Source organism: Candidatus Magnetominusculus xianensis (assembly GCA_001541255.1).
Classification (GTDB): domain Bacteria; phylum Nitrospirota; class Thermodesulfovibrionia; order Thermodesulfovibrionales; family Magnetobacteriaceae; genus Magnetominusculus; species Magnetominusculus xianensis.
This window is the reverse complement of record LNQR01000020.1, coordinates 1-22,736: the sequence shown is the minus strand read 5'-3', so window position 1 is coordinate 22,736 and position 22,736 is coordinate 1. Positions and strand designations below refer to the sequence as shown.

At 44.8% G+C, this 22,736-nt stretch carries 28 protein-coding genes; 19 read left to right on the top strand and 9 right to left on the bottom strand.

The annotated features are described in order from the left end of the window. Positions 1–358 precede the first annotated feature (358 nt). Positions 359–694, top strand: coding sequence for a hypothetical protein (locus ASN18_RS02455; RefSeq protein WP_085051015.1), 336 nt, complete (start codon positions 359–361; stop codon positions 692–694). Positions 695–811: 117 nt separating this feature from the next. Here ASN18_RS02455 and ASN18_RS02450 read toward each other — a convergent pair whose 3' ends face one another. Then, positions 812–2,719: an alpha-amylase family glycosyl hydrolase gene (locus ASN18_RS02450; protein ID WP_085051014.1), complete on the bottom strand. Its 1,908-nt coding sequence runs from the start codon at positions 2,717–2,719 to the stop codon at positions 812–814. Positions 2,720–3,075: 356 nt separating this feature from the next. On the opposite strand from ASN18_RS02450, the gene ASN18_RS02445 reads away from it, so the two are divergent. The 9 genes from ASN18_RS02445 to ASN18_RS02405 all read left to right on the top strand — a co-directional run bounded on the left by ASN18_RS02445 (position 3,076) and on the right by ASN18_RS02405 (position 11,606). Then, complete coding sequence (locus ASN18_RS02445; protein ID WP_085051013.1) at positions 3,076–4,569, top strand: B12-binding domain-containing radical SAM protein; 1,494 nt, start codon at positions 3,076–3,078, stop codon at positions 4,567–4,569. 28 nt (positions 4,570–4,597) lie between these two features. Next, a complete protein-coding gene (locus ASN18_RS02440) occupies positions 4,598–5,434 on the top strand; it encodes a transketolase (protein WP_236861451.1) in 837 nt (278 codons plus the stop codon). Further along, the gene (locus ASN18_RS02435; protein WP_085051012.1) at positions 5,427–6,356 is read left to right on the top strand and encodes a transketolase family protein; all 930 of its coding nucleotides are present in this window, start codon (positions 5,427–5,429) and stop codon (positions 6,354–6,356) included. The genes ASN18_RS02440 and ASN18_RS02435 overlap by 8 nt, the downstream gene beginning before the upstream one ends. Positions 6,357–6,380: 24 nt before the next feature. Next, entirely contained in the window at positions 6,381–7,085 is a 705-nt protein-coding gene (locus ASN18_RS02430; RefSeq protein WP_085051011.1) for a glycosyltransferase family 2 protein, read from the top strand. Beyond that, positions 7,073–8,281: an L-2-hydroxyglutarate oxidase gene (lhgO, locus tag ASN18_RS02425; protein WP_085051010.1), complete on the top strand. Its 1,209-nt coding sequence runs from the start codon at positions 7,073–7,075 to the stop codon at positions 8,279–8,281. Before ASN18_RS02430 ends, lhgO begins: the two co-directional genes overlap by 13 nt. Continuing rightward, positions 8,271–9,125 (top strand): sugar phosphate isomerase/epimerase family protein, encoded by an 855-nt coding sequence (locus ASN18_RS02420; protein ID WP_085051009.1) that lies wholly within the window; start codon positions 8,271–8,273, stop codon positions 9,123–9,125. The genes lhgO and ASN18_RS02420 overlap by 11 nt, the downstream gene beginning before the upstream one ends. 94 nt (positions 9,126–9,219) lie before the next feature. Beyond that, positions 9,220–10,458, top strand: coding sequence for an AAA family ATPase (locus ASN18_RS02415; protein WP_085051008.1), 1,239 nt, complete (start codon positions 9,220–9,222; stop codon positions 10,456–10,458). Beyond that, positions 10,409–11,131, top strand: a complete 723-nt coding sequence (locus tag ASN18_RS02410; protein WP_236861450.1) for a DUF4276 family protein — start codon at positions 10,409–10,411, stop codon at positions 11,129–11,131. Before ASN18_RS02415 ends, ASN18_RS02410 begins: the two co-directional genes overlap by 50 nt. Positions 11,132–11,246: 115 nt before the next feature. Continuing rightward, on the top strand, positions 11,247–11,606 hold the full coding sequence (locus tag ASN18_RS02405) for a PCP reductase family protein (RefSeq protein WP_085051006.1): 360 nt from the start codon (positions 11,247–11,249) through the stop codon (positions 11,604–11,606). A 15-nt stretch (positions 11,607–11,621) separates the two neighbouring features. Here the strand turns inward: ASN18_RS02405 and tatC are convergent, their stop codons facing one another. Genes tatC through ASN18_RS02390 form a run of 3 tightly spaced genes read right to left on the bottom strand, consistent with a single transcriptional unit; the run spans position 11,622 to position 13,573 of the window. Further along, complete coding sequence (tatC, locus tag ASN18_RS02400) at positions 11,622–12,437, bottom strand: twin-arginine translocase subunit TatC (RefSeq protein WP_085051005.1); 816 nt, start codon at positions 12,435–12,437, stop codon at positions 11,622–11,624. Continuing rightward, a complete protein-coding gene (gene tatB / locus ASN18_RS02395; RefSeq protein WP_085051004.1) occupies positions 12,427–12,804 on the bottom strand; it encodes a Sec-independent protein translocase protein TatB in 378 nt (125 codons plus the stop codon). Before tatB ends, tatC begins: the two co-directional genes overlap by 11 nt. After that, positions 12,785–13,573 (bottom strand): hypothetical protein, encoded by a 789-nt coding sequence (locus ASN18_RS02390; protein ID WP_085051003.1) that lies wholly within the window; start codon positions 13,571–13,573, stop codon positions 12,785–12,787. Before ASN18_RS02390 ends, tatB begins: the two co-directional genes overlap by 20 nt. A gap of 161 nt (positions 13,574–13,734) precedes the next feature. On the opposite strand from ASN18_RS02390, the gene trxA reads away from it, so the two are divergent. From trxA to ASN18_RS02345, 9 genes are all read left to right on the top strand, one after another. Continuing rightward, complete coding sequence (gene trxA / locus ASN18_RS02385; protein WP_085051002.1) at positions 13,735–14,064, top strand: thioredoxin; 330 nt, start codon at positions 13,735–13,737, stop codon at positions 14,062–14,064. A 52-nt stretch (positions 14,065–14,116) separates the two neighbouring features. Beyond that, the gene (ffh, locus tag ASN18_RS02380; RefSeq protein ID WP_085051001.1) at positions 14,117–15,436 is read left to right on the top strand and encodes a signal recognition particle protein; all 1,320 of its coding nucleotides are present in this window, start codon (positions 14,117–14,119) and stop codon (positions 15,434–15,436) included. 67 nt (positions 15,437–15,503) lie between these two features. Continuing rightward, positions 15,504–15,755 carry a 30S ribosomal protein S16 gene (gene rpsP, locus ASN18_RS02375; protein WP_085051000.1) on the top strand — a complete coding sequence of 84 codons (252 nt, stop codon included), beginning with the start codon at positions 15,504–15,506 and terminating at the stop codon, positions 15,753–15,755. 20 nt (positions 15,756–15,775) lie between these two features. Beyond that, the gene (locus tag ASN18_RS02370; protein WP_157072791.1) at positions 15,776–16,009 is read left to right on the top strand and encodes a KH domain-containing protein; all 234 of its coding nucleotides are present in this window, start codon (positions 15,776–15,778) and stop codon (positions 16,007–16,009) included. Between the two features lie 82 nt (positions 16,010–16,091). Beyond that, positions 16,092–16,580, top strand: a complete 489-nt coding sequence (gene rimM / locus ASN18_RS02365) for a ribosome maturation factor RimM (protein ID WP_157072790.1) — start codon at positions 16,092–16,094, stop codon at positions 16,578–16,580. A 5-nt stretch (positions 16,581–16,585) separates the two neighbouring features. Continuing rightward, entirely contained in the window at positions 16,586–17,314 is a 729-nt protein-coding gene (gene trmD, locus ASN18_RS02360) for a tRNA (guanosine(37)-N1)-methyltransferase TrmD (protein WP_085051016.1), read from the top strand. After that, positions 17,311–17,673, top strand: a complete 363-nt coding sequence (gene rplS, locus ASN18_RS02355; protein WP_085050998.1) for a 50S ribosomal protein L19 — start codon at positions 17,311–17,313, stop codon at positions 17,671–17,673. The genes trmD and rplS overlap by 4 nt, the downstream gene beginning before the upstream one ends. 18 nt (positions 17,674–17,691) lie before the next feature. Further along, positions 17,692–18,321: a ribonuclease HII gene (gene rnhB / locus ASN18_RS02350; RefSeq protein WP_085050997.1), complete on the top strand. Its 630-nt coding sequence runs from the start codon at positions 17,692–17,694 to the stop codon at positions 18,319–18,321. A gap of 56 nt (positions 18,322–18,377) precedes the next feature. Then, entirely contained in the window at positions 18,378–19,601 is a 1,224-nt protein-coding gene (locus ASN18_RS02345; RefSeq protein WP_085050996.1) for a hypothetical protein, read from the top strand. Here ASN18_RS02345 and ASN18_RS02340 read toward each other — a convergent pair. The 5 genes from ASN18_RS02340 to ASN18_RS17430 form a co-directional block, all read right to left on the bottom strand. Then, positions 19,594–20,391, bottom strand: coding sequence for an SAM hydrolase/SAM-dependent halogenase family protein (locus ASN18_RS02340; RefSeq protein ID WP_085050995.1), 798 nt, complete (start codon positions 20,389–20,391; stop codon positions 19,594–19,596). The genes ASN18_RS02345 and ASN18_RS02340 overlap by 8 nt on opposite strands. Continuing rightward, the gene (locus tag ASN18_RS02335; RefSeq protein WP_085050994.1) at positions 20,385–21,293 is read right to left on the bottom strand and encodes a dihydroorotate dehydrogenase; all 909 of its coding nucleotides are present in this window, start codon (positions 21,291–21,293) and stop codon (positions 20,385–20,387) included. Before ASN18_RS02335 ends, ASN18_RS02340 begins: the two co-directional genes overlap by 7 nt. Before the next feature lie 7 nt (positions 21,294–21,300). After that, positions 21,301–22,086: an iron-sulfur cluster-binding protein gene (locus ASN18_RS02330; protein ID WP_085050993.1), complete on the bottom strand. Its 786-nt coding sequence runs from the start codon at positions 22,084–22,086 to the stop codon at positions 21,301–21,303. After that, positions 22,079–22,552 carry a transcription elongation factor GreA gene (gene greA, locus ASN18_RS02325; RefSeq protein ID WP_085050992.1) on the bottom strand — a complete coding sequence of 158 codons (474 nt, stop codon included), beginning with the start codon at positions 22,550–22,552 and terminating at the stop codon, positions 22,079–22,081. The genes ASN18_RS02330 and greA overlap by 8 nt, the downstream gene beginning before the upstream one ends. Continuing rightward, a partial coding sequence (locus tag ASN18_RS17430; RefSeq protein WP_236861448.1) for a hypothetical protein occupies positions 22,518–22,736 on the bottom strand: 219 nt, incomplete at its 5' end. The genes greA and ASN18_RS17430, both read right to left, overlap by 35 nt.

The window sequence follows — 22,736 nt, the reverse complement described above, 5'->3', positions numbered from 1 at the left end:
CCTTGATAACTGGCTTGATGAGTACAACTATGTGAGAACCCATCAAGGCAAGCATTGTAACGGCTTAATGCCCATGGAGTGCTTCACTAAGAATAAACACCTTGCACAAATCAAAATGATTGGGTATGCTAATGAAGCAGAAGATAAGACAGCCTGACCTGTCTTACAACTCAGGCAGGAGTTTTATACAGACTGTACGATTAAGTGTAGTTCAGTACAACTTACGCCTTCGAAGCGATAAAGTCAGGAGAAGATATTCTGTGGTCTGAAAACTTCTTTTATCTAAAATACACCTGTCATGTTTAATCACATGGGGGCAGCGCACTGGAAGTTCAATTTTATGATAGGAGGACAAGATATGACAAAACCCAAACTGTTCTTGTTTGCAGCAATAACCGTTGTATTACTTTACACCTGTAACGACATACCTTTTTTTAGCAAGGTGTATGATAATATCCAGGCTCTGGAACATGCCTATAACGATTACCTTGTTATAGGTAAATTCGGCAACAATTGGCCAGCAAAGAAAGTTAAAGAATCCAAGAGTAATAACGAAATAAGCTTTGTTCTTTCTACCGGTGCGCCGCACTCATATCACGGTTATGATGGATATGAATTAATTGCCGTTTTTTTGAAAACCAAAAATGGCAAAGAAACAGTAGTAGTACTCCGGTCAAAAGTACAACGACAATAGCTGCATTAAATATTAGTGAAGTATCGCTCTCAATCAATATCCACCCTGGGAGTATTGGAGGCAGCGCTGCCTTTATTACAGCCCCTGCCCCTTGCTTATTGACAAGCCACTAAGCCCCTATCCCTCTTTGCTTATAATGTAGAATATGCAGCCCCAGTTTGAGTCAACTCGTACATTGCTGCGGAATCCGTCTACATTGATTGTATAGTTAGGCTCTGCAAGGATATCTATCCACTGTCCATTGACACTAAATGGGACTGATACATCCTGGTCATTCTGAGAAAAATTCAATACAATAATAAACCGTTCTATTTGTCCATAGCGTTTCCCATATGGATTATCACCCCAGCGGTGAAATATCACTATCTGCCTGTCCACGTCTATCCCATATCCTTCCTGATTTGGCTTTCTCATCCAATCTTCCCAATCAGGGTAGAAGTGGTCGGTCTGGAGTGCGCGGTGTCCGCGGCGTATCTTTATCAATTTCCTGTAGAGATCAGACAGAGATTTCCCTATCTTGTCGCTTGAAAATTCCCATCGCAGCGGTCTGGGAATTACCCTTCGGCCTGAGCCCTTGTCGTCTTCCATAACCCACGCATCTTCTGCAAATTCCTGACCGTTGAGGATCATAGGGACCCCGGGCATTGTCATCATAGCAATGACATAGGGCTGTGTGCGGTACCACTGCATCGCCCCCTGGTTATCCCTTGCACCGGCCTGCCACGCCACATGTGAGTGGTCATGATTAGTCAGATATGTCGTAGCAACTTTGTTGTCTGCATTTTTACCGTTACTGTCCAATAACCACTTGTTCGCGTTTAAGCTCATCATTAATTTCTGGTTTATAGACCAGTTCCAGAGGTTGTCAAACGTATTGCCGTACAGTGAGTTATCCCAATAGCTCGTGGCCTTTGTATCTTTTGTTACCTGTGCGGCACTCATATCGATATGCTCAAGGGTCAGGGAGAAGTTATATTCACCTTTGTCAGATACGTGATTGGTTATGTCCTCAAGCAACTGATGCAGTCCGCGATTGCTGCCTTTTATATAATAATTTGTAGTGTTGTCAAACCTGATACCGTCAATCTTAAACTCATCCATCCAGTAAAAACACACGTCTCTGATGAATTCCTGTGTACAGTCATTGTTGTAGTTCAGGTCAGTCAAACCTGGGAATGAGCCTCCATACTGCCCAACATACGGACATTTGTCCCTGTCCTGGTAAAAGTCAACATAGGGAAACTTATTTGCGTCGTCTGCTGAGTGGTTGTAAACACCATCCATGATGACATGAATTTCGCTTTTATGACACTCAGAAATCAATGTCTTCAGCAGAGAGAGTTTCTCCGATGGCTTTCCTATGGCGTTAGCATAGCGATACTCTACCGCAAAATATTGATAAGGCGTATATCCCCAACTGTAACCGTAACCTGGCCACGCTGTCCACGGCATAAATAATATTGCGTTGATACCAAGGTCCTTTATATAAGAAACCTTCTCTGTAACCGCTTCTATGGGTGCCCTGCCGCCGCGATACTCAGCCGTAAAGTCATCTATGTTCAATTCGTATACGACAAGGTCGCGATGTGGTTGTCTCCCACCTAAAAGAGGTCCGACGCCGGGAAAGCTGCCGCCAACGACAAATGCCGAGTTCTGGTCAGCGCTGCCGCCATAGCGCGTACATGGATCTGTACACCAACGAGGCTTAACTGAGGCGTCCTGAAACGTTACATAGTACTTGTACTCGTAAAATCCTTCAGGCAGGTCAACATCTGTTGTATAGCTCCAAAGCCAACCATTAGGATGCTTTTCACGTGTCATAACAGGGGCACTGACCTTGTCCCAATTTGTCTGCTTAAGCCTCTCCTGAAATGTCCCAACTACCCTGATTTCTTTGATCTTCGGGTCGCATACGCCAGAATATTGATCCGGTGAAATGGTGTTGTCTGGGATAAAAAGTTTAAACTCAACCTTCCCCTTGTCTGAATCCTTCCCTGCCTGCCTTGCTCCAAAGCTCTCGTACATAAGTTTCTCCTCCTGTTTGATTAAACATAATAGAACTATATAATTGCAATAACTATGCCAGTCTAATATCGTTATATATTAATATGTTACATTTTATAGTTAATATATAATATGGATTTTATACCAATTAAATTGGAATTTATTACCCATTTTTATTAGCACCCCTTAACCATGCCTTAAGGCATACCGTTCATATCTGTCAGCAGGGGTCACACCGTTTGCATATTTGAACATAATATGCTAATCTATAGCAGTGAAAGGTTTAACAAATAATGAAAAGCGGCTGTTAATTTGCACAAAAACAGCAAAATAATTGCTATGCGCCTTGCATTCAATGAACTCTCAAGGGTGGACTATTGAATAAGACCGACGTATTATTCATCCATCCCGGCAATCATCGAAAGACGTATCAGGGGCTTTCAACCGAATATACGGCAACCGCAACTCCGGCATGGACACTGTTGACTGCACAATATGTAAGACAAGAGGGGTTTTCCACTAAACTCTATGACGTAAACGTAGAAGGTTGGGACGACACTACGGCACGCGAGGTCATCAGTAACTACAATCCCGAGTTAATCGTGATGATGGTCTATGGGCATAATCCATCGGCATCGACACAGACAATGCCAGCAGCTGGCAGGATTGCACGTGATATAAAAAAAATTAATAACGCGGTTCCTGTAGCAATGGGCGGTATGCACCCTTCTGCCCTGCCAGAGCGTACCATAAAAGAAGAAACGATTGATTTCGTAATCCTTGGTGAAGGCCCGCATACAGTTAAAGGGCTGATTAACTGCATCAAAGGCAGCGGCAGCCTCACTGACGTGCAAGGACTGTGCTATCACGCTGTCAATGCGGAGATTGTCATAAACCCCATGCCTCAGACGATAGAAGACCTTGACGGTACACTCAGCGGTTATGCCTGGGACCTGCTTCCACCTTTGACAAGCTACAGGGCGCACAACATGCACTGCTTTCAGGATTTTGAGCGCAGCACACGTGATGACTTTTCTGACGTCAGATCCCCCTATGTGGCTATGAATACATCCCTGGGCTGCCCTTATAACTGCACCTTCTGCTGCATTAACTCCGTATTTGGAAAACCCGGGATTAGGTACTGGTCGCTGGATAAGGTCATGTCATGGATTGACGAACTCGTAGTAAAATATAATGTGAGAAATATCAGATTCGACGACGAACTGTTTATCCTGTCGGCACAGCGCGTGGAGAGATTCTGCGACATGATTATTGAACGCGGGCACGATGTGAATATCTGGGTATACGGCAGGGTAGATACGATTGAGGAGCGACTGCTTAAGAAGATGAAACGTGCCGGGATTAACTGGATTTGTCTTGGCATAGAGTCCGCTAACGAGGCAGTGAGAAAGGATGTCAACAAGAAGATACGCAAGGATATAAAAGACATAGTACGTATGATTCAGGCTAATGATATATATGTGCTTGGTAATTATATGTTCGGCCTGCCCGAAGATGACATCGGCACAATGGAGGAGACCCTGCAGCTTGCTATTGAGTTGAACTGTGAGTTTGCAAATTTCTACTCTGTAATGGCATATCCAGGCTCAGAGCTATATAATAAAACGGCAAAAGAACATCTGCCCGAGACACTGAGCGAGTACGCGCAGCTAGGCTATGATACAAAACCGCTGCCAACGAAATACCTAACCCCTGCCGATGTCCTGAGATTTAGGGATGAGGCGTTTGATAAATACCATGCAAACCCCTTGTATCTTAATATGGTGGAGAGGAGATTCGGCAGCAAGGTCAGAAGACATATTGAGAAAATGCTCGGATGTAAAATAAAAAGGAAGCTCTTAGGCGACTGAAATTGCGGCTGAAATTAAGGAGGGGCTATTGACTGCCGATATAAGTAGTTTAAAGAACAAGTCATACGAACTTAGAAAGATGGTACTGGACATGTGCATAAAGGCTGAGACAGGGCATGTGACATCATCTCTGTCAAGTGTTGACATAATGGTTGCCTTATATTATGGAGGCATCCTTAAATATGACCCTGAAAACCCACACTGGGCAGACAGAGACAGATTTATACTGAGCAAGGGGCAGGCAAGTCCGCTCCTGTACACAGTGCTTGCCGATGCGGGGTTTTTCGACCCCTCGGAGCTTGACCGGTTTGCCCAGCGTGATGGGATATTTGGAGTCCACTTGCAGTGGGATGTGCCGGGTGTGGAGCTGACCAGCGGGTCTCTGGGGCACGGGTTTGGCGTAGCTGCCGGCATTGCACTTGGGGCGATGATGGACAAGGACCTCTTTATGGTGTTTACACTGCTTGGAGACGGCGAGTGTTATGAAGGCTCTATCTGGGAGACTGCCATGTTTGCAGCGCACAATAACCTGAACAATCTGGTTGCAATAGTGGACAGGAATTACCTCTGTGTCACTGACTTTACAGAGAACATTGTAGCCCTTGAGCCGATGGAAGACAAATGGAGGGCCTGCGGCTGGAATGTCAAAAGGGTAAACGGTCACTCGATAAAAGACATACTTGAGGCGCTTGCGTTTGTGCGTTCGCGCAGGTCACATAAACCCCTCGTGCTGATAGCAGATACCGTAAAGGGCGAAGGCATTGACTGTCTTACGAATGACCCCATATGGCATGGTCAGGCGCCAAAGGGCAAAGACGCCGAGGCGGCGAGGGTCTGCTTACTGATGAGGCAAAACGATGAATAACATAGCGCAAAGAGACGCCTTTTGGAACAGGATATACGATATAGCAGCACAAGACCGCAACGTGATATTGATTTCGGCAGACATGGGGGCGCCATCGCTTGATAAGTATAGAAAAGACCTGCCAGCACAGTTTGTAAACGTAGGCATAGCAGAGCAAAATGCCGTACTAATAGGCTCCGGCCTTGCCCTCAAGGGGAAAAAGGTATACTTATATGCAATAGCCCCGTTTATTACGCTCCGATGCCTTGAACAAATCAGGGTTGAATGTTCGATAATGAATATCCCGATGACCATAGTAGGGGTTGGGGCGGGGATGAGTTATCAGGACTCCGGGCCGACACACCATGTGCTTGAGGATATAACAATAATGCGCTCGATGCCGAATATAACGATACACAATATCACCGACAGCGTTATGGCCTCTGCAGTTGCAGGCATGAATATCAAAAACACCACATACGTGAGAATTGACAGGGAGGTCTTCCCTGATATTTATTCCCCTGATACAGATTTTAGGACAGGCGCTGCGGTTGTTAAAGAAGGGAAGGACTGTTATCTGCTCTCAACCGGCTGCATGACACATGCCGCACTGCACGCGGCAAAGCGGCTTGAGGGGAAGAGTATCGATGTCGGCGTAATAGACATATACACGTTTCCAATAAATGAGGAGTTCTTACTGGAGACACTCAAGGGGGTAAGGAAGGTTGTCAGCATAGAGGAGCATTTTTTGCCGGGGGCGCTTGGCAGTGCAGTTGGCGAGTTAATCCTTGATAACGGCCTGCCCATTAAGCTAAGACGATTAGGTATAACCCATGCTAAGGGGTTTTGCTATAAGTACGGAGGCAGAGAGACCATCAGAGAGTACTATGGCTTAGACAGGGAAAGTCTCGATAGAGAAATAGAGCGGTTTCTGACAGATTGATAACGGACTAAGGAGGTCAGGTTAGTGAAAGTAGCGCTGTTAATACCAACGTTTAATGAAATCATTGGGTTGAGGCAGATAATGCCGATGATCAATAGGGAGTGGGTTGATGAGATAGTCTTTGTTGACGGCAACTCTACGGATGGCTCGATAGAATATATCAGGGAAAACAACTACACATTATTTTTGGAAAAGGTGCCTGGCGTGCGCAGGGCAATGATAGAGGCAATTCGTTCTGTGACAAGCGACGTCCTCATCACATTTAGTCCAGATGGTAATTGTCTCCCTGAGCTGATACCAAAGCTGGTTGATAAGATGAGAGAAGGCTACGACATGGTCATAGTCTCAAGATATGCAGACGGGGCAAAGAGCTATGACGACAACATCATTACGGGTTTTGGCAACTGGCTGTTTACAAATACAATTAACTTCCTTCATGGCGGCAGCTATACAGACGTCATGGGGATATACCGTGCGTATAAGAAAGAGCTGGTGAGCAGCCTCGATCTGGATAAAGATATAACATACACAACCCCTGAGAAGTTATTCAGGACAAGGCTGTTTTGGGAACCTATACTGTCTACCCGTGCGGCAAAGAGAAAATTAAAAATCACAGAGATAGCAGGTGACGAACCCAAGAGAATCGGAGGCGAGGCCAAACTCCAGACGATAAAATGGGGTGCGGCGTACATGTATCAAGTCCTAAGGGATAAGGTATGGTGGAAGTAAAAGGTGCTGAAATCCTCATATGCGGCGCAGGGATAATTGGGCTTACCGTTGCCCGTGAACTCATCAGCGCCGGATACAAGGACATCTGCCTAATCGAAAAGGAAGACGCATTAGGCAGACACGCCTCGGGCAGAAACAGCGGAGTCCTGCACGCCGGGATTTACTACACACCAGACACACTCAGGGCAAAATCCTGCCTTAAGGGAAACATGCTCATGAAGGAGTACTGCAAAGAGCATGGCCTTCCGCTTTTTGACTCCGGCAAGGTGATTGTTGCCAAAAATGAACAAGAGATCCCCATTCTGAAAGAACTTTTCAAGCGTGCAACGGCAAACGGGGCAAAAGTAGAACTCATAGACGAAACACAGCTCAATGAGATAGAACCGGCAGCGAAGACCTGCGAGAGCGCGCTCTACTCATATGACACGGCAGTGGTTGACCCAAAGGCAGTGCTAAAGTCGCTCTACGACGGCCTCTTACAGACCGGAAAAGTCACTATACTTAAAAATACGCAATTCAAGGGCATAAAAGGAAGCGCTGCCTGTATGACGACAAAGGGGGAAATCACATTCGGCACGTTTATAAACGCAGCCGGTGCGTACAGCGACAAAGTTGCCCATGCCTTTGGCGTAGGACTTGGCTTCAGCCTTGTGCCGTTTAAGGGGATATACAGGAAATTACGGCCTGAGAGGGCATCGATGATACGCGGAAGTATATATCCTGTGCCTGACATTAGAAACCCATTCCTTGGGGTACACTTCACACGGGGCATAGACGGGAGCGTTTACCTTGGGCCGACGGCGATACCGGCACTTGGCAGGGAAAACTACGGCATATTAAAGGGTGTGGACTCAGAGGCCATTGAAATTCTGAGACGCGCGCTGGTGTTGTTTTCCGAAAACCCCAAGTTCAGAGAGGTTGCCTTTACCGAGCCAAAGAAATACCTGTTTAAATATTTCTTTGAGGATGCCAGGGTCCTGGTCAAAGACTTAAGGCCAGAGGACGTAATCCCCACAGACAAAGCAGGAATCAGACCGCAGCTTGTCGATTGGAAGACGAAGGAGCTTGTCACAGACTTTATGGTGGTGAAAGACGGGAACTCTGTCCATGTGCTTAATTCCATATCACCGGCGTTTACAAGCTCGATGGACTTTGCCAGATTTATTGTTAATAATTACATAAACAATGCAGCTTAACAGCCTGGTTTACGTCTCGACATCAGCGATAAACTCGTTGAGCACTATTGAATGTATAGAGCAGTGCGCTAAAATCACAAACAACATAGAACTCAGCGGCGGCTGCAACTATGACGAGGGATTATTAGACAAACTCATCGAGATTAAAAGACGCCTGAGATTAAGATTCCTGCTCCACGGCTATTTCCCGCCCCCGTTAAAACACTTTATCATGAACTTCGCAGAAAACAGCGACAGAACCCGTGCGTTTATAAAGGTGGCGGCTGCCTGCATTGAAATGCTTGATATTCCATATTATTCAGTACACGCAGGGTTTCAGAAGTCATACGGCCTCAACAAAGAAGTACTGGTCGATTCGGGCAACAGTAGTGCAGCGTATACAATCAAAGATGTAGAAAAATCTGTGTCATATTATAAAATGAACTATCCAGATATAAGGCTTGCGCTTGAGAATCTCTATCCAAACCCGGATAGGCACTGTTGTTTTATGATACATGTGGAAGAAATCATGGAGATGCTCAACAGATTTCCTGGCATATATCTGCTGTTAGATTTGGGACACTTAAAAATATCATCGCGCCTGACGGGGTTTAACTATGTGGAGGCCGTAGAGCTGTTATTTGAGAAATACGCACACAGAATCCTTGAACTGCATCTCTCAGAAAACGACGGCCTGACGGACAAACATTGGCCGATATACTCTGACAGCGTTCAATACATGATAGTAAAAAACTACACCGCACTGATACTAAAAAGGAGGATAAACGTGGTAATCGAGACACGCAATTCCGAATTTAAGGATGTAAAAGCGTGTTATTTATTGATAAATGAGCTTTTGAGTTAACAACCATAGTAATAAACAGATAGAAAAAGAACAGTTGTAGTTTTGATGTTGTAATGCAGTATATATTGTACTTTTATCAAGGAGAATGATATAAATGCTTAATAATTTTTTCGTAGAGAATTATAAAAATCTTATAATGGAAAAACCTTTGCCGCTAGGTAAGTTGAATATATTTATCGGACCAAACGGCAGTGGAAAGTCGAACTTATTTGAAGCTGTCCATTTTTTACCAGATTGCCTTGAACACGGTATGCAAAAAGAGATAAGGTCTCGTCTTAAAGGACTGGATTCTATTTTGAATAAAAATTTGTCGGTACCCAATAAAATCAGCTTCAAGTGGGGATTCAAAAGCGTACCAATGGTTGTAGCCAAAGTTCCTGTCAGATATATACTTGATATAGACATTAGTAGTTACAGTTATTATGCAATAGAACGTGAGATTTTAGAAGAAACAAAACCTCGAATTGGTGGTCAAACGCATATTAAGAGACATCTCGATTTTTCCTATTCACGGGGAGAGGTCAATATAGACGTCGATATTTCCCCTTCAAAGGAAGCAGTTAAAAAAAATGTAGCTGAGGATTTCGAAGTGATTCCAGAGGGTGAATTAGCCTTACGCAAACTTTCTTCCCCTATACAATATCCTGGTGTTGAATATATAAAAAATAAAGTCTCTCTATGGAGATTTTATAATGCCAACCATATAAGTATCAAAAATATTAGAGATAAACCATCAGAAATAGACCCATCGACTATATATATAGATGAAACTGGAGAGAATCTTGCTATTGTGCTTTACAACTTAATGTCTAAAGAAGACTCAGATTTTGGAGATGAGCTGTATAGACTGCTTGGTGCGTTATGTGAAAATTTTAAAGACTTAAAATTCCCAATAATAGATTCACAACACTTGGAAATGAGGTGGAAAAACAACGACGTTAAAAGGCAATTAACATTACATGGATTATCAGATGGAACAATAAGAATGCTCTGTTGGGCGGCAATATTATGTCATCCTAACCCTTCGCCGCTTATATGTATAGATGAACCGGAAATAGGTCTCCACCCGGAATGGATATATATACTTGCTGATTTAATCAAAGAAGCTGTTGAGCGTGGTAAAACACAAATACTGCTTGCCACTCACTCACCAGACCTCCTTGATTGTTTTACTGAATATGCTGCAAATGTCATCGTTACTGAAACAGACGACACAAGAAATGCAGTTTTTAAGAAGCTGGATACAGATGAGCTGAAACCATGGCTTAAGCGATATCGACTTGGTGAAATGTATCGAAAAAGAGAACCCATTATCGGAGGCTGGTCATATTAAAAAAAACATAAAATTCTTCGTTGAAGGTAAAACTGAAGGCGCATCTACGTTTTGGGGAAAAGGGATATGGAACATTTTAAGAGAAGAAAAGGAGTGGATGAGTCAACAGAAAATACTTCACGATATAAAAGTTTTTGACGGTAAGTTCGAAATGGTGAAGAATCTCGGCTTTTATATTGAACAGCACTTCACACCACCTAAAAAAACAAGCGGCATACCAGGCGACTATGCCATCATTATCAGGGATTTGGATTGTGAAAATAAAACAAGCATAGAAAATAAGTTCAATAAAATCCTGTATAAATATAAAGGCATGTACGCAATTCACTTTGCGATACAGGAAATAGAGGCATGGATAGTAGCCGATATGGATTGCTTTAGAAGTGTTTACAAATATAATAAGCATAAATGTTTCACTGATTCAATTTCAAAAATCCCATACATATCAGAGCCGGAAAAGATTGACTGCAACCCCAAGATATCGGAATATTTAGAGAACATTGCAAAGGGTTGTACTTTGAGATATAGAAAAACGATAGAAGGCATTCAGTTGCTCAGAGAAGTAAATCCCGATACAGTCTGCACAAAGTGTCCAGCGTTTAAATATCTCAGAAATGACTTATGGGAACTTATTGACTATCCAGAGGACAAGAGGGTTCGCTGTCTAAAATAAATACCAGTCCCATACTACAGCAACAACATCAGTTGTTTCGATAAAAGATATTTCATATTTCAGCTTATTTTGTTATATTACCAGTACGGACTAATCGACTCATGGAGGCATCAATATGAAATTCACGTGTTTAAAGTGCAACAAGGAAATGGTAAATACGAAGGCAGGCAACACTGAAGACGGTCTGACCAATACATCGTTCTCATGCCCTGAGTGTGGCAGTAGTTTTGGACTAGTGACAAATGCAATGGAAACCAAGGCTATCAGAGAGCTTGTCCTGCATACTGAGGCGTGCAGTACCCCTGCCTCAACAATCATTCAGTGGGACAAAGATGCCCAGGCAAGGCTGTCCAATATCCCAGAGATGGTCAGAAGTATGGCACAAAAAGGCATCGAAAAATACGCCTCCGAAAGGGGTCTTAACACCATTACCACCGATGTAATGGACAAGGTAAAGGAACTCTACGGCATGTAGGCATCCGCAGCTGCGCTACTTAGGTTCGAGGTCAGTGGATTCCCCCGGCTGGGGCTGTTCAGTCGGTTTTACTTTGATTAATCTCGATGCCAGTATCCCGATTTCGTATAGGACGATTATCGGGACGGCCATGAGCATTTGATTAAACGCATCTGGTGTCGGCGTTATAACGCTGGCTACTATAAACGCCACCACAACTATATGTCTTCTTGCCTTACCTAATTTCTGCGGAGTCACAAACCCCATTTTCGTCATCACAAGGAGCGCTATCGGAAGCTCAAATATCACGCCAAAGGCCAGCAGAAATTTCATCGTAAAATCTATATATTTGCCCACAGTAATCATCGGCGTCAGATTCTCAGTCTTATATGTCATCAAAAACCCAAATGCAAACGGTAAAATTATGTAAAAACAAAACACCGCCCCAATCATAAACAACACTGTCCCACCCGTTATAAACGGAATGACTAACCTCTTCTCCTTTTCAATAAGCCCCGGCTCTATAAACAGCCATATCTGAGACAATACCACTGGCAGCGCTATCATCAGCGCGGCTACCAAGGAGATTTTACAGTGCATCCAAAATGCCTCAGACGGCTCTGTAAAGACCAGCGTCTTCTGCTTTATGCCGCTTGGCTCAAACCCGATAAATGGATAGTGAAGGCTGAAGACCATCTTGTTTTCAATGGGCATGACCAAGGTCTTTAAGATCATCTCGGAATAGTTAAACGTTAAAATGAAAACCACAAGTACGGCCGCAAGGGAAATCATAATGCGCTTTCTAAGCTCACCGAGGTGGTCGAACAGGGACATTTTATTTTCATTTTCCATTTGGCACAGTTCCATCTGGCACGCTTCCATCGTGCCGTGGCGTTACGGGTGGAATTTCTGTGGCTGCACTTTCAGCGGCAGGTTGTTCAGGGGGCTGAGTCAAAGGCGGCTTGAGTGCTGCTTGCATAGCCTCTCTGTTTATCTTTTCTATTTCTGCTTTTATAGGGTCAGAGTAGTCGTAGAGTTCTGTATCAACCTGGCGCTTAACGTCGCTGACCATTCTCTTAAACATCGCGATATATTTCCCAACCTTTCTGCCAAACACCGGCAGGTCCTTCGGTCCGTACACCAATAGCGCGATAATAAATACCACCACGATTTCCTGTATCCCAAGGTCAAACACCGAACTACTCCTTCTCCTCTTCATAGATGTGTTTTAATATCTTACCGGCAGGCGGGTATATTATAGTAAACGACAGGAAAATATGCAAGTCCGGGTTGCGGGTCTTAAACCCATACCCGGCTGACAGTGTGGTATAAAGGAAGTCCAGCGGCCTGAACCTATAACCTATCTTCCAGTCCCAATAGTCAAACTTATTTATATCATGGGTTTTCTTCGCCTGAACCTCAGTAAGGATGCTGAGATTGTTAGCCGCCTGAAGCTCCGCCCCAAGCATCAAATTTATCTCAGTGTTAAGGGCACGCCGGAACGGGGTATATACGAGGACATTTGCGTGCGTCTTAAACGGGCCGATCTTCTTTGATAAAATCAGACCGCCTCCAATCCGCCCATTTGTCGCTATTACGTCCCTGCCAGATGGCACTGAACCGGCAATAAGTACCGCAACTGACGGCATGTACTGCTCTTCTTCTATAAACCTGTCCTTAATCCCTATGGCTGCATCCTCAAACCCGGTCTCTCCGGTTTTCAAATAGTATGGAACAGTGGCGCTTGCCTCTATTGCATCTGTTATGGCAAATGACACAGAGGAGTTGATTCGATATGATGTTGGGTCAACAGACTGTTCAAGCTCAAATTGGGTGGCAAATATGCCAGCAGGATTGGTAGAAGTAGAAAAGGTAGAGTATATGCCGTTTGGCTGAAGCGGCTGCAACCCCTTTACGTCGAATCCATATGCCGCGGCGGCACAAGAAAAGATTAATACACACTGCACTAGCACAACGAATCTTTTCATGTGGTAAAAATAACAAATTATAGGTTATACTGTCAACGTCAATCAGATGTATTGGTGGCAGATGAACTGCCAGCATTGACAAATGAATGTGCTATCTCCTATAATCGTACACATGCAAGATAAGATTAAATAAATAAAATAAATAAACGGAGGGTTTTCATATGGCAGAAGGTGTAATAAACGCAACGGCGGCAAACTGGTCTACTGAGGTGTTAGGCGCCAGCGAGTTAGTACTGGTAGATTTTTGGGCAGTATGGTGCGGGCCATGCAGAATGGTTGCCCCTATTGTAGAAGATATGGCTAAGGAATACGCAGGCAGACTAAAAGTCCTCAAACTCAATACCGACGAAAATCCTGATATCGCAAGCAAATACAAGATCATGGGAATTCCCACGCTGATGCTTTTCAGAAATGGAGAGAAGATTGACCAGCTCGTAGGGGCAGTGCCTAAACATCAGCTCAAAGAAAAAATAGAAGCCCATTTAGGCTGATACGGCGCTGCACATGAAATTAATGCCGGAATTAATACTGGAGTTAATGTAAATGTTCAATTCGTTGAGCGAAAAGTTAGAGTCCGTATTCAGGAAGTTAAAGGGCAAAGGTGTACTGGTAAAAGACGACATCGACGCGGCGATGAAGGAAATTCGCTTCGCCCTGCTTGAGGCCGATGTAAACTTTAAAGTCGTCAAAGGGTTTATTGACAAGGTAAAGGAGAAATCCCTTGGCAAAGGTGTACTGGAGAGCCTGACACCTGGGCAGCAAGTTATAAAAATAGTTAATGACGAGCTGTGTGTTCTACTAGGGTCAGAAAACGAAAAGATTCGCTTATCACCTAATCCCCCTACTGTTATTATGATGATAGGTCTTCATGGCTCGGGCAAGACTACAACGTCGGCAAAGCTGGCAAGACATTTTAAGGCACAGGGCAGACGCCCGATGCTGGCCGCCGCAGACCTCCAACGCCCTGCCGCTATTGACCAGCTCATTACCCTGGGTAAGCAAATCGATGTACCGGTATTTTTCTCGAAGGAAGATAAAATTCCTGCCGTAGTTTGTAAAAACGCACTAAATGAGGCGAAAAAACAGGCCCGTGATATTATAATCCTCGACACCGCGGGCCGCCTTCATATAGCCGAAGACTTAATGAAGGAACTAAAGGCGGTCAAAGACGCCGTCACCCCCGATGAAATCCTCTTCGTTGCAGACGCGATGACAGGTCAGGATGCCGTCAATATTGCTAAAACCTTCAATGAGAAAATCGGCATTGACGGGATTATATTAACAAAAATGGACGGCGATGCACGCGGCGGAGCGGCGCTCTCCATTAGAGAAGTTACCGGCAGGCCTATTAAGTTCATCGGCACGGGCGAAAAAATCGATATGCTTGAGCCATTCCACCCCGAACGCGCGGCATCAAGAATCCTCGGCATGGGTGATGTGCTGAGCTTTATAGAAAAGGCACAGCAGTCGTTTGATGACAAAGAAGCACAGGCGCTGCAAAATAAACTTACCACTGATTCCTTTACGCTTGATGATTTAAGGGAACAGTTAAAGAAAATACGCTCAATGGGGCCGATTCAAAATCTCCTGAACATGATACCCGGCTTTAACCGCATGAAAGGGGTCGAGGTAGATGAAAGCCAGTTCATTAAGGTAGAGGCCATGATTTCCTCGATGACTAGAAAAGAGCGTAATAACCCGCAGATATTAAACGGCAGCAGAAAACTCCGTATCTCAGCAGGGAGCGGCACAACAGTGGCAGACGTTAACCGCCTGTTAAAGCAGTACAAAGATATGAGAAAAATGATGAAGGTGTTCAAAAATAAAAAGGGATTTAAAATACCAGATATAATGCCTTTTTGAGAATTAATAGAAAGGCCCTTTACACAAGGACAAGATTATATTAAAATAAAACTATGGAGGGACAGCATTGGTAAAAATCAGATTAACACGCATGGGTTCGCACAAAAGGCCTTTTTATAGAGTAATAGTGGCGGATTCAAGGGAAAGAAGAGACGGTCGGTTCCTTGAGATAATTGGAAGCTACAACCCGTTGACAGAGCCATCGGAGATCAAAATAGACATCGAAATGGCTAAGAAATGGCTTGGATGCGGCGCTAAACCAACAGATACTGCTAAAAAACTTTTAGAGAAGGCCGGCTTACAGCTCCAGACGGCCTGAGTCAACCAGGGAGGTGTTTCATGATGAAAAACTTGGTGGAGGCTATGGCAAGGGCACTGGTCGATAAACCCGAAGATGTCAGCGTGAAGGAAGTAGATGGCGAAAAGACAACGATTTTTGAGTTGAGGGTAGCCGCAAGCGACCTCGGAAAAGTTATTGGTAAGCAAGGGAAGACCGCACGGGCGATGAGAACTATACTATCAGCCTCAGGGACGAAAATAGGGAAACGCGCCAGCTTAGAGATACTTGAATAGTATAGGCTGGTAAATCTTCTTAAAGGGGCAGCGTTTTAACGGCGTGTGTCCCTTTATCAGTTTGATTGAAAATGATAAGAAAATGTTAATAGGAAAGATTATAAAGCCGTGGGGCGTCAAAGGAGAGCTAAAGGCTGTACTCTCAGGCTGTACTGAGGATATGTTTGCGTCCATAGACAGTGTTATACTGTCTGGCGGCGGTGGTGCGCTTAACATAACATCGAAGAAATTCCGGCCAGGCTGCGTAATCCTGAAATTCAACGGCATAGACACACCCGAAGACGCTGTCCGATATAACGGCATGTCGATAGAGGCCGAAGGGGTTGAGTTGCCGCCGCTTGAAGAAGGCCAATACTATATAGACGAGATAATCGGACTGAATGTTATTGCCGCATCTGGAGAAACGCTTGGAAAGGTATCTGATGTCTTATCATTTCCCGCAAACGATGTCTATGTCATGGACTACAACGGTAAGGAATGCCTGATACCGGCTATAGCCGATGTTATAAAGGAAATAAACATAGCCGATGGTTATATAAAAATCGAGGTCATGGAGGGTCTCCTAGTTTGAAAAGCGTGAGATTCGACGTACTGACGATTTTCCCCCGGATGATTGATTTCTATATCTCAGAAAGCATTATTAAAAGGGCAATCGAGCGCGGTATCATAGAGGTAGGGGTTACGAATATACGGGATTTTGCGGTTGATAAACATTTAACGGTGGACGATTATCCATTTGGGGGCGGCCCTGGGATGGTGATGAGGATAGAGCCGCTCTATCGTGCTTTAACCCATGTAAAAGGCCGTCAGAAAAAGCACACAATACTGCTTTCCCCAGAGGGCAGTGTGTTGACCCAGGCAAAGGCAGTGGAGTTATCACAAATAAAAGACGGCATCGTCCTTATCTCAGGCAGATACGAGGGTGTGGATGAGAGGATAAGTCATTCAATAGACGAGGAAATCTCAATCGGGGATTTCATATTGACTGGCGGAGAGCTGCCTGCTTTGGTTATAATAGACGCGGTTGCGAGGCTGCTGCCAGGAGTGCTGGGTGATGAGCGGTCAAATGTTGAGGAATCTTTTACGGGTGGGCTGCTGGACTACCCCCACTTCACGCGCCCGGCTGAGTTTATGGGGATGAGGGTGCCGGAGGTGCTGATGTCCGGTAATCACAAGGAGATATTGAAGTGGCAAAGACAGCAGTCCCTGAAGCGGACAATGCTGAAAAAACCTGAACTAATAGATGAGACTAAACTGACAGAAGATGACAAAGAAATCATAGAACAACTCAAGGAGGAAGTATGAATTTAGTAACTGCACTCGAGGAAAATTTCAGAAGGGAAATCCCAGCCTTTAACATTGGCGACACACTAAAGATACATGTGCGTGTCGTAGAGGGCGACAAAGAAAGGATACAGCCCTACGAGGGTATCGTAATAGCGCGCAAGGGAGCCGGTGTGCGCGAAATGGTTACCGTGAGAAAGATGTCTTTCGGCGTCGGTGTAGAGAGGATTTTCCCGATTCACTCACCAATAATTAAGCAAATAGATGTTGTAAGAAGAGGCGATGTCAGAAAGGCCAAGCTCTACTATATAAGACATAAAAAGGGCAAAGACGCAAAGATAAAAGAAAAGGCGCGCGAAATAAAAAAAGCCGCCGTATGATAACTGTATAATAACTGTATGACAACAACGCTCTATGCCTTCGATAACGACTATCGCAAGGCAGGCTATAAGACAATCGTCGGCATAGACGAGGCAGGCAGAGGGCCTCTGGCAGGGCCGGTTGTTGCCGCTGCCGTGGCACTCAACCCGGCCTTTGAAATAGACGGCATAGACGACTCGAAAAGGCTCACCGCCGCCAAAAGAAAACACCTGTTTTACGAAATATTATACAATGCCCTCTCCATAGGCATAGGCATAGTAGATGCTCACGAGATAGACCGGATTAATATATTAAACGCCACGAAGCTTGCCATGTCAGAGGCTGTTTCAGACCTCAGCCCAGACATACTGAGCCCAGACATACTGCTAATAGACGCGCTCAAACTCCCAGCCGTCACCTGTGAGCAAGTCTCAATCATCAAGGGCGACACTAAGAGCGCCTCCATTGCCGCAGCCTCGATAATCGCTAAAGTACTGCGCGACTCTATAATGTTCATATTTCATGAAAAATATCCCCTGTATAACTTCATCTCACACAAGGGATACGGCACCCGCGAACACGTAGAAAATATAAACACCCACGGACCGTGCGAGATACACAGAAAGACCTTCGCACCGGTTTCTGTCCTAAAGCTCCAGTTTCAGTGATAAAAAAGTTAGGGAGTTTTACAGCTCCGATTATATATTTACTGGCTGCTCTATCGGTGGGATTTTATTATTTTACCGTACTAAGATATGGCAGCAATATTCCAATCTCCGACGATTTCGACGCCGTCCTTGATTTCTTATATAATTTTAATGCGGTCTCGTCTTTCTATGACAAAATTGCCCTGCTCTTATTACAGCATAACGAACACAGGATTGTCCTCACAAGGCTTGTCGTCCTTGGTGAATACTATCTGTTGAACACAATCAACTTCAAGACCCTGATACTGATTGGTAATGTCGGCCTGGTTGGGATTTTAATAACTGCCTTTCTATCGTATAATAAGCGCAGCCTGCTCTGGTTCACTCCGGTAGTGTTTATACTGTTTGAGCCTCAGTTTTTTGGCGCGATTTTTTTTGCTATGGGCGCAATTCAAAACTTCTATGTGCTGTTGTTTGCCTTTATATCGCTCTATTTTTTATCCTCCAATAAATTTATAATAGCAGCAGTATTTGCCACCATGTCAACATTTACAGGCGGCAACGGCATATTGTGTTTTATTACGGGAGTATTGGTGCTGCTCATACAAAAGAGATATAAATTGTTGGCTGTCTGGCTTATAATTATGTCCATAAACATCTTTGTGTATCTTTATGGATATACTCAACCGACAGCCCTAACCGGCTTACCAGCCGCTCATCCCAGTGCAACAGCCATATATTTTATCATGCTCTTAGGCAATATCTTTTACATTCCTTCCAAAATGGATACTTTAGAGGTCTTTTCACCTGTACTATACCTGCCATTAGCAATGGGCGTATTGCTGCTTGCCTTTTTCATTTATCTGACGATAAGAAAATATTACCTTAAAAATACCGCTCTGTATTCGTTCTTTGTTTTTATATTGCTGTCTGAAGTACTCACCGCCGCAGGCAGAAGCAGCCTTGGCCTAAACAATGCCTTGTCAACAAGATACATTATCATGTCTGTGCTGCTTGTGGCTTTTTCATATATTGCCTTAATCGAGATAGTCGATGAAAAATCGATACAAAAGTATTTTTATATGGGGTTAGCAGCAGCAATCTCATTTAATTGTCTGGCGTTTTACATAAATCACAACAAAATAGTATACCTGCACACCTCTGTTAAACAAGGAATCCTTTATTTCCAGAAACATCAAAACCATAACCTCGGCTTAGTTTATCCCAACCAGAAAAAGGCACGCGATATTCTACTGCGTTCGATAGACAGGGGATACTACCGAATACCGGACTTCAGATAATCTTCGGGTACTCATCGGGTGAGTCAAGCTCTAATGTTATTGTGCTGCCTGCCCTTACACCGGCCATCACCTTAAGCACAGCGCCTCCTTGTTTTACGAAAAGCTCAAGATAGCCGTCGCTGTTAATGAGGGCGTGGAGCTGCCCGTCCTGTCCCTGGGCATAGTTTTCTTTAAGCGATACAAGGCGACCGTCTAATTTGAAGCCGCAGCCGGTGATAAACGCCGCAGTGATATTTGTTATAACATTTCCAAATCTATCTATATAGAGGACTTCCCCGGTTATCGTATTACCGCCAATGTTTGAGGGCGGGGTTATCTTGAAAAAATTATAATCGATGACAGGAGGGCCAAGCTCCTCAGGACGCATCCCCTTTGAAATCAATGCCGACGTGGGGGCAAAGACATCCCGCCCATGAAACGTTGTTCCGGTTGGATTTATAAAGGCACGTTTGTCTGTGATGTGATAGACCTTATACTTGTTCTCAGCATATATTATACTAAAAATACCGTTGTCCGGCCCGACAAAGCAATACTTACCAGTATCGACAATTATACCACGCCGACTTGACCCCACGCCGGGGTCAACAACGGCTATATGAATCGTCCCCGCAGGAAAATACTTGTAGCTCATCCCAAGGGCAACCGCCGCGTGTCTGATGTTAAACGGCTCTATCGAATGCGTCATATCAACTATGTTAATCTCAGGATTAATCGACAACATTACACCCTTCATCTGGGCTATAAAGGTATCTGCAAGGCCAAAGTCCGTCAGCAAAGTGACAGTTAACATATAATCCCTCCCGTCAGTGTATTTATGTCGTCTATCTGATGTCTTGCCATATAGTCTTTAATGCCCTTAAGGATTTCAATTGAAGCGGCAGGGTTTACAAAATTCGCCGTACCAACGGCAACGGCAGACGCACCGGCAATGATAAACTCAATCGCATCGCCTCCTGTCATTATCCCGCCCATGCCGATTATGGGAACCTTCACGGCCTTAAATGTCTGAAAGACCATTTGCAAAGCAATCGGCCTTATGGCAGGCCCAGAAAGTCCGCCAACGATATTTGACAACCGCGGGCGGCGTGTCTCTATGTCTATGGCCATGCCGGTTATTGTGTTTATTACTGACAGGGCATCTGCACCGCCGTCAACTGCGGCCTTTGCCATGTCTGCTATGGAGGTTACGTTTGGCGAGAGTTTCACTATCAATGGCAGCTCAGTTGCCTTCCTTGCGGCTGCCACGACTTTCTCAGTCAGTGCCGGGTCAGTACCAAAGGCAATCCATCCGGCCTGTTTATTCGGGCAGGAGATGTTCATCTCAAGGGCGTGTATGCCCTCAGCAGCACTAAGCCGTGCGGCGGCCTCTGCGTATTCCTCGATAGTGTCACCAAAAAAATTTGCTATTATCTTTGTATCGTATTTTCGGAGTTCAGGGAGCTTTTCCTTTATGAAGGCATCGATGCCTATGTTTTGCAGCCCAATAGCGTTGAGCATCCCGCACGGGGTCTCCCAGATGCGCCCCGGCAGATTGCCCTTTGCCGGGTGCTGAGACAGCCCCTTTACTGTTATCGCACCAATCTGATTAAGGTCGAGAAATTCCTCGTATTCCACCCCATAGCCAAACGTGCCCGACGCCGTTATGACGGGGTTTTTCAGCTTGAGGCCGCCAATGTTGACTGAGAGATTCACTACCGCCCTACCCGCCCCATATAATATCTTTAAGATTAAACACTGGCCCGTCCTTGCACACCATCTGTAGGCCGCTTGTGGTCTCAACAGCACATCCAAGGCATGTCCCTACGCCGCAGGCCATCGGCGTCTCAAGCGCAACGTAAACATCTGCGTCGAGGTTCATTTTGAACATTGCCTTGTACATACCATGCGGTCCGCAGGCGTATATCTTTATCTTGCCGCTGTAGGATTGTCTTAGTTGGGAAATGTGTCTTTCTAATAGCGCCAGAACGCTGCCCTTGTCCCCAATTGAGCCGTCATCGCTTGCTACCTGAATATTACTGTTAGTACATTCTATCATCTGCCCCCTTGATCTGACCCCATAAAAAAGCGGCACACCATGATACATCTTATTAAGACCTAAAACAGAAGCAATGCCGATACCTCCGGCTGCGATAAGCAGCCTTTCATCATCTGCAACAGGTGGAAACCCCCGTCCAAGCGGGCCGATGATATTTAAGCGTGTACCAACTGGCAAGCGCTTAAGAATGTTCGTCCCCTTCCCTACTGCGTCTATTAGAAACATCAGTAAACCGTTTGGATAAGTATCGTCCGGGTGTATAAAACTGGCAAGGCTAAATGGCCTCAAGAGCAGCGGGTCAGTATATTCACCAAATTCACCAGATTTAAGCATAAAAAACTGCCCCGCAAGTGTCTCACATATGGCAACATTGGGGGTAACCTGAAGAGCAAAATACCTGTTGTCCAACTGTTCATTTGTAACAATGTCAGCGGTAAAAAGTCTATTCAAATATTATATCCAATACTTCGTAAGAAAATGTTCTGGCCGGGGCCTTGATTATGGCCTCATCGCCGACAACCTTCCCAAGGAGGGCCTTGCCCACAGGTGAGGTAACAGAGATTTTACCGGTCTTTACGTCGGCCTCGTCCGGACCTACGAGAAAGAATATCTTCTCTTCGTCGGTATCGAGGTCAAAAAGCTTGACCTTTGCACCAAAGGATATCTTGTCACCCTTTATTTTAGACGGGTCTATGACCTGGGCCATTGCGACTTTTGACTGGAGTTCTTTAATCCTGCCCTCAAGGAACGATTGTTTTTCTCTGGCTGCCGCATATTCGGCGTTTTCCGATAAGTCGCCGTGTGCCCGTGCTGTGGCAATATCTTTGATATTTTGTGGGCGTTCCTCTTTTAGGAGCCTGTCAAGTTCCTCGGTAATCTTTTTAAAACCATCCGGCGTCATCGGAACCCTTTCCATAAGTGGCCTCCTGCATATTAATTTTTCCCATGAAGTCTGCGTATACAGTACTATATAACATAAGGCCGGTTTCAATCAAGCCGCCAGTTGCAAACGGGTCTGCGTCAAAAAAATGGGATAAGGTGTTGAGCTTTTTATTTGGCCATGTTATTGTAGATATATATCTACAATAACATGGAGGTTC

Bases quoted from the DNA above. Each gene is read 5' to 3' on its own strand.
- ASN18_RS02455 (WP_085051015.1), top strand. From the start codon at position 359: ATGACAAAACCCAAACTGTTCTTGTTTGCAGCAATAACCGTTGTATTA.
- ASN18_RS02450 (WP_085051014.1), bottom strand. From the start codon at position 2,719: ATGTACGAGAGCTTTGGAGCAAGGCAGGCAGGGAAGGATTCAGACAAG.
- ASN18_RS02435 (WP_085051012.1), top strand. From the start codon at position 5,427: ATGAATAACATAGCGCAAAGAGACGCCTTTTGGAACAGGATATACGAT.
- lhgO (WP_085051010.1), top strand. From the start codon at position 7,073: ATGGTGGAAGTAAAAGGTGCTGAAATCCTCATATGCGGCGCAGGGATA.
- ASN18_RS02420 (WP_085051009.1), top strand. From the start codon at position 8,271: ATGCAGCTTAACAGCCTGGTTTACGTCTCGACATCAGCGATAAACTCG.
- ASN18_RS02415 (WP_085051008.1), top strand. From the start codon at position 9,220: ATGCTTAATAATTTTTTCGTAGAGAATTATAAAAATCTTATAATGGAA.
- ASN18_RS02405 (WP_085051006.1), top strand. From the start codon at position 11,247: ATGAAATTCACGTGTTTAAAGTGCAACAAGGAAATGGTAAATACGAAG.
- tatC (WP_085051005.1), bottom strand. From the start codon at position 12,437: ATGGAAAATGAAAATAAAATGTCCCTGTTCGACCACCTCGGTGAGCTT.
- tatB (WP_085051004.1), bottom strand. From the start codon at position 12,804: ATGAAGAGGAGAAGGAGTAGTTCGGTGTTTGACCTTGGGATACAGGAA.
- ASN18_RS02390 (WP_085051003.1), bottom strand. From the start codon at position 13,573: ATGAAAAGATTCGTTGTGCTAGTGCAGTGTGTATTAATCTTTTCTTGT.
- trxA (WP_085051002.1), top strand. From the start codon at position 13,735: ATGGCAGAAGGTGTAATAAACGCAACGGCGGCAAACTGGTCTACTGAG.
- ffh (WP_085051001.1), top strand. From the start codon at position 14,117: ATGTTCAATTCGTTGAGCGAAAAGTTAGAGTCCGTATTCAGGAAGTTA.
- ASN18_RS02370 (WP_157072791.1), top strand. From the start codon at position 15,776: ATGATGAAAAACTTGGTGGAGGCTATGGCAAGGGCACTGGTCGATAAA.
- rimM (WP_157072790.1), top strand. From the start codon at position 16,092: ATGTTAATAGGAAAGATTATAAAGCCGTGGGGCGTCAAAGGAGAGCTA.
- rplS (WP_085050998.1), top strand. From the start codon at position 17,311: ATGAATTTAGTAACTGCACTCGAGGAAAATTTCAGAAGGGAAATCCCA.
- rnhB (WP_085050997.1), top strand. From the start codon at position 17,692: ATGACAACAACGCTCTATGCCTTCGATAACGACTATCGCAAGGCAGGC.
- ASN18_RS02340 (WP_085050995.1), bottom strand. From the start codon at position 20,391: ATGTTAACTGTCACTTTGCTGACGGACTTTGGCCTTGCAGATACCTTT.
- greA (WP_085050992.1), bottom strand. From the start codon at position 22,552: ATGGAAAGGGTTCCGATGACGCCGGATGGTTTTAAAAAGATTACCGAG.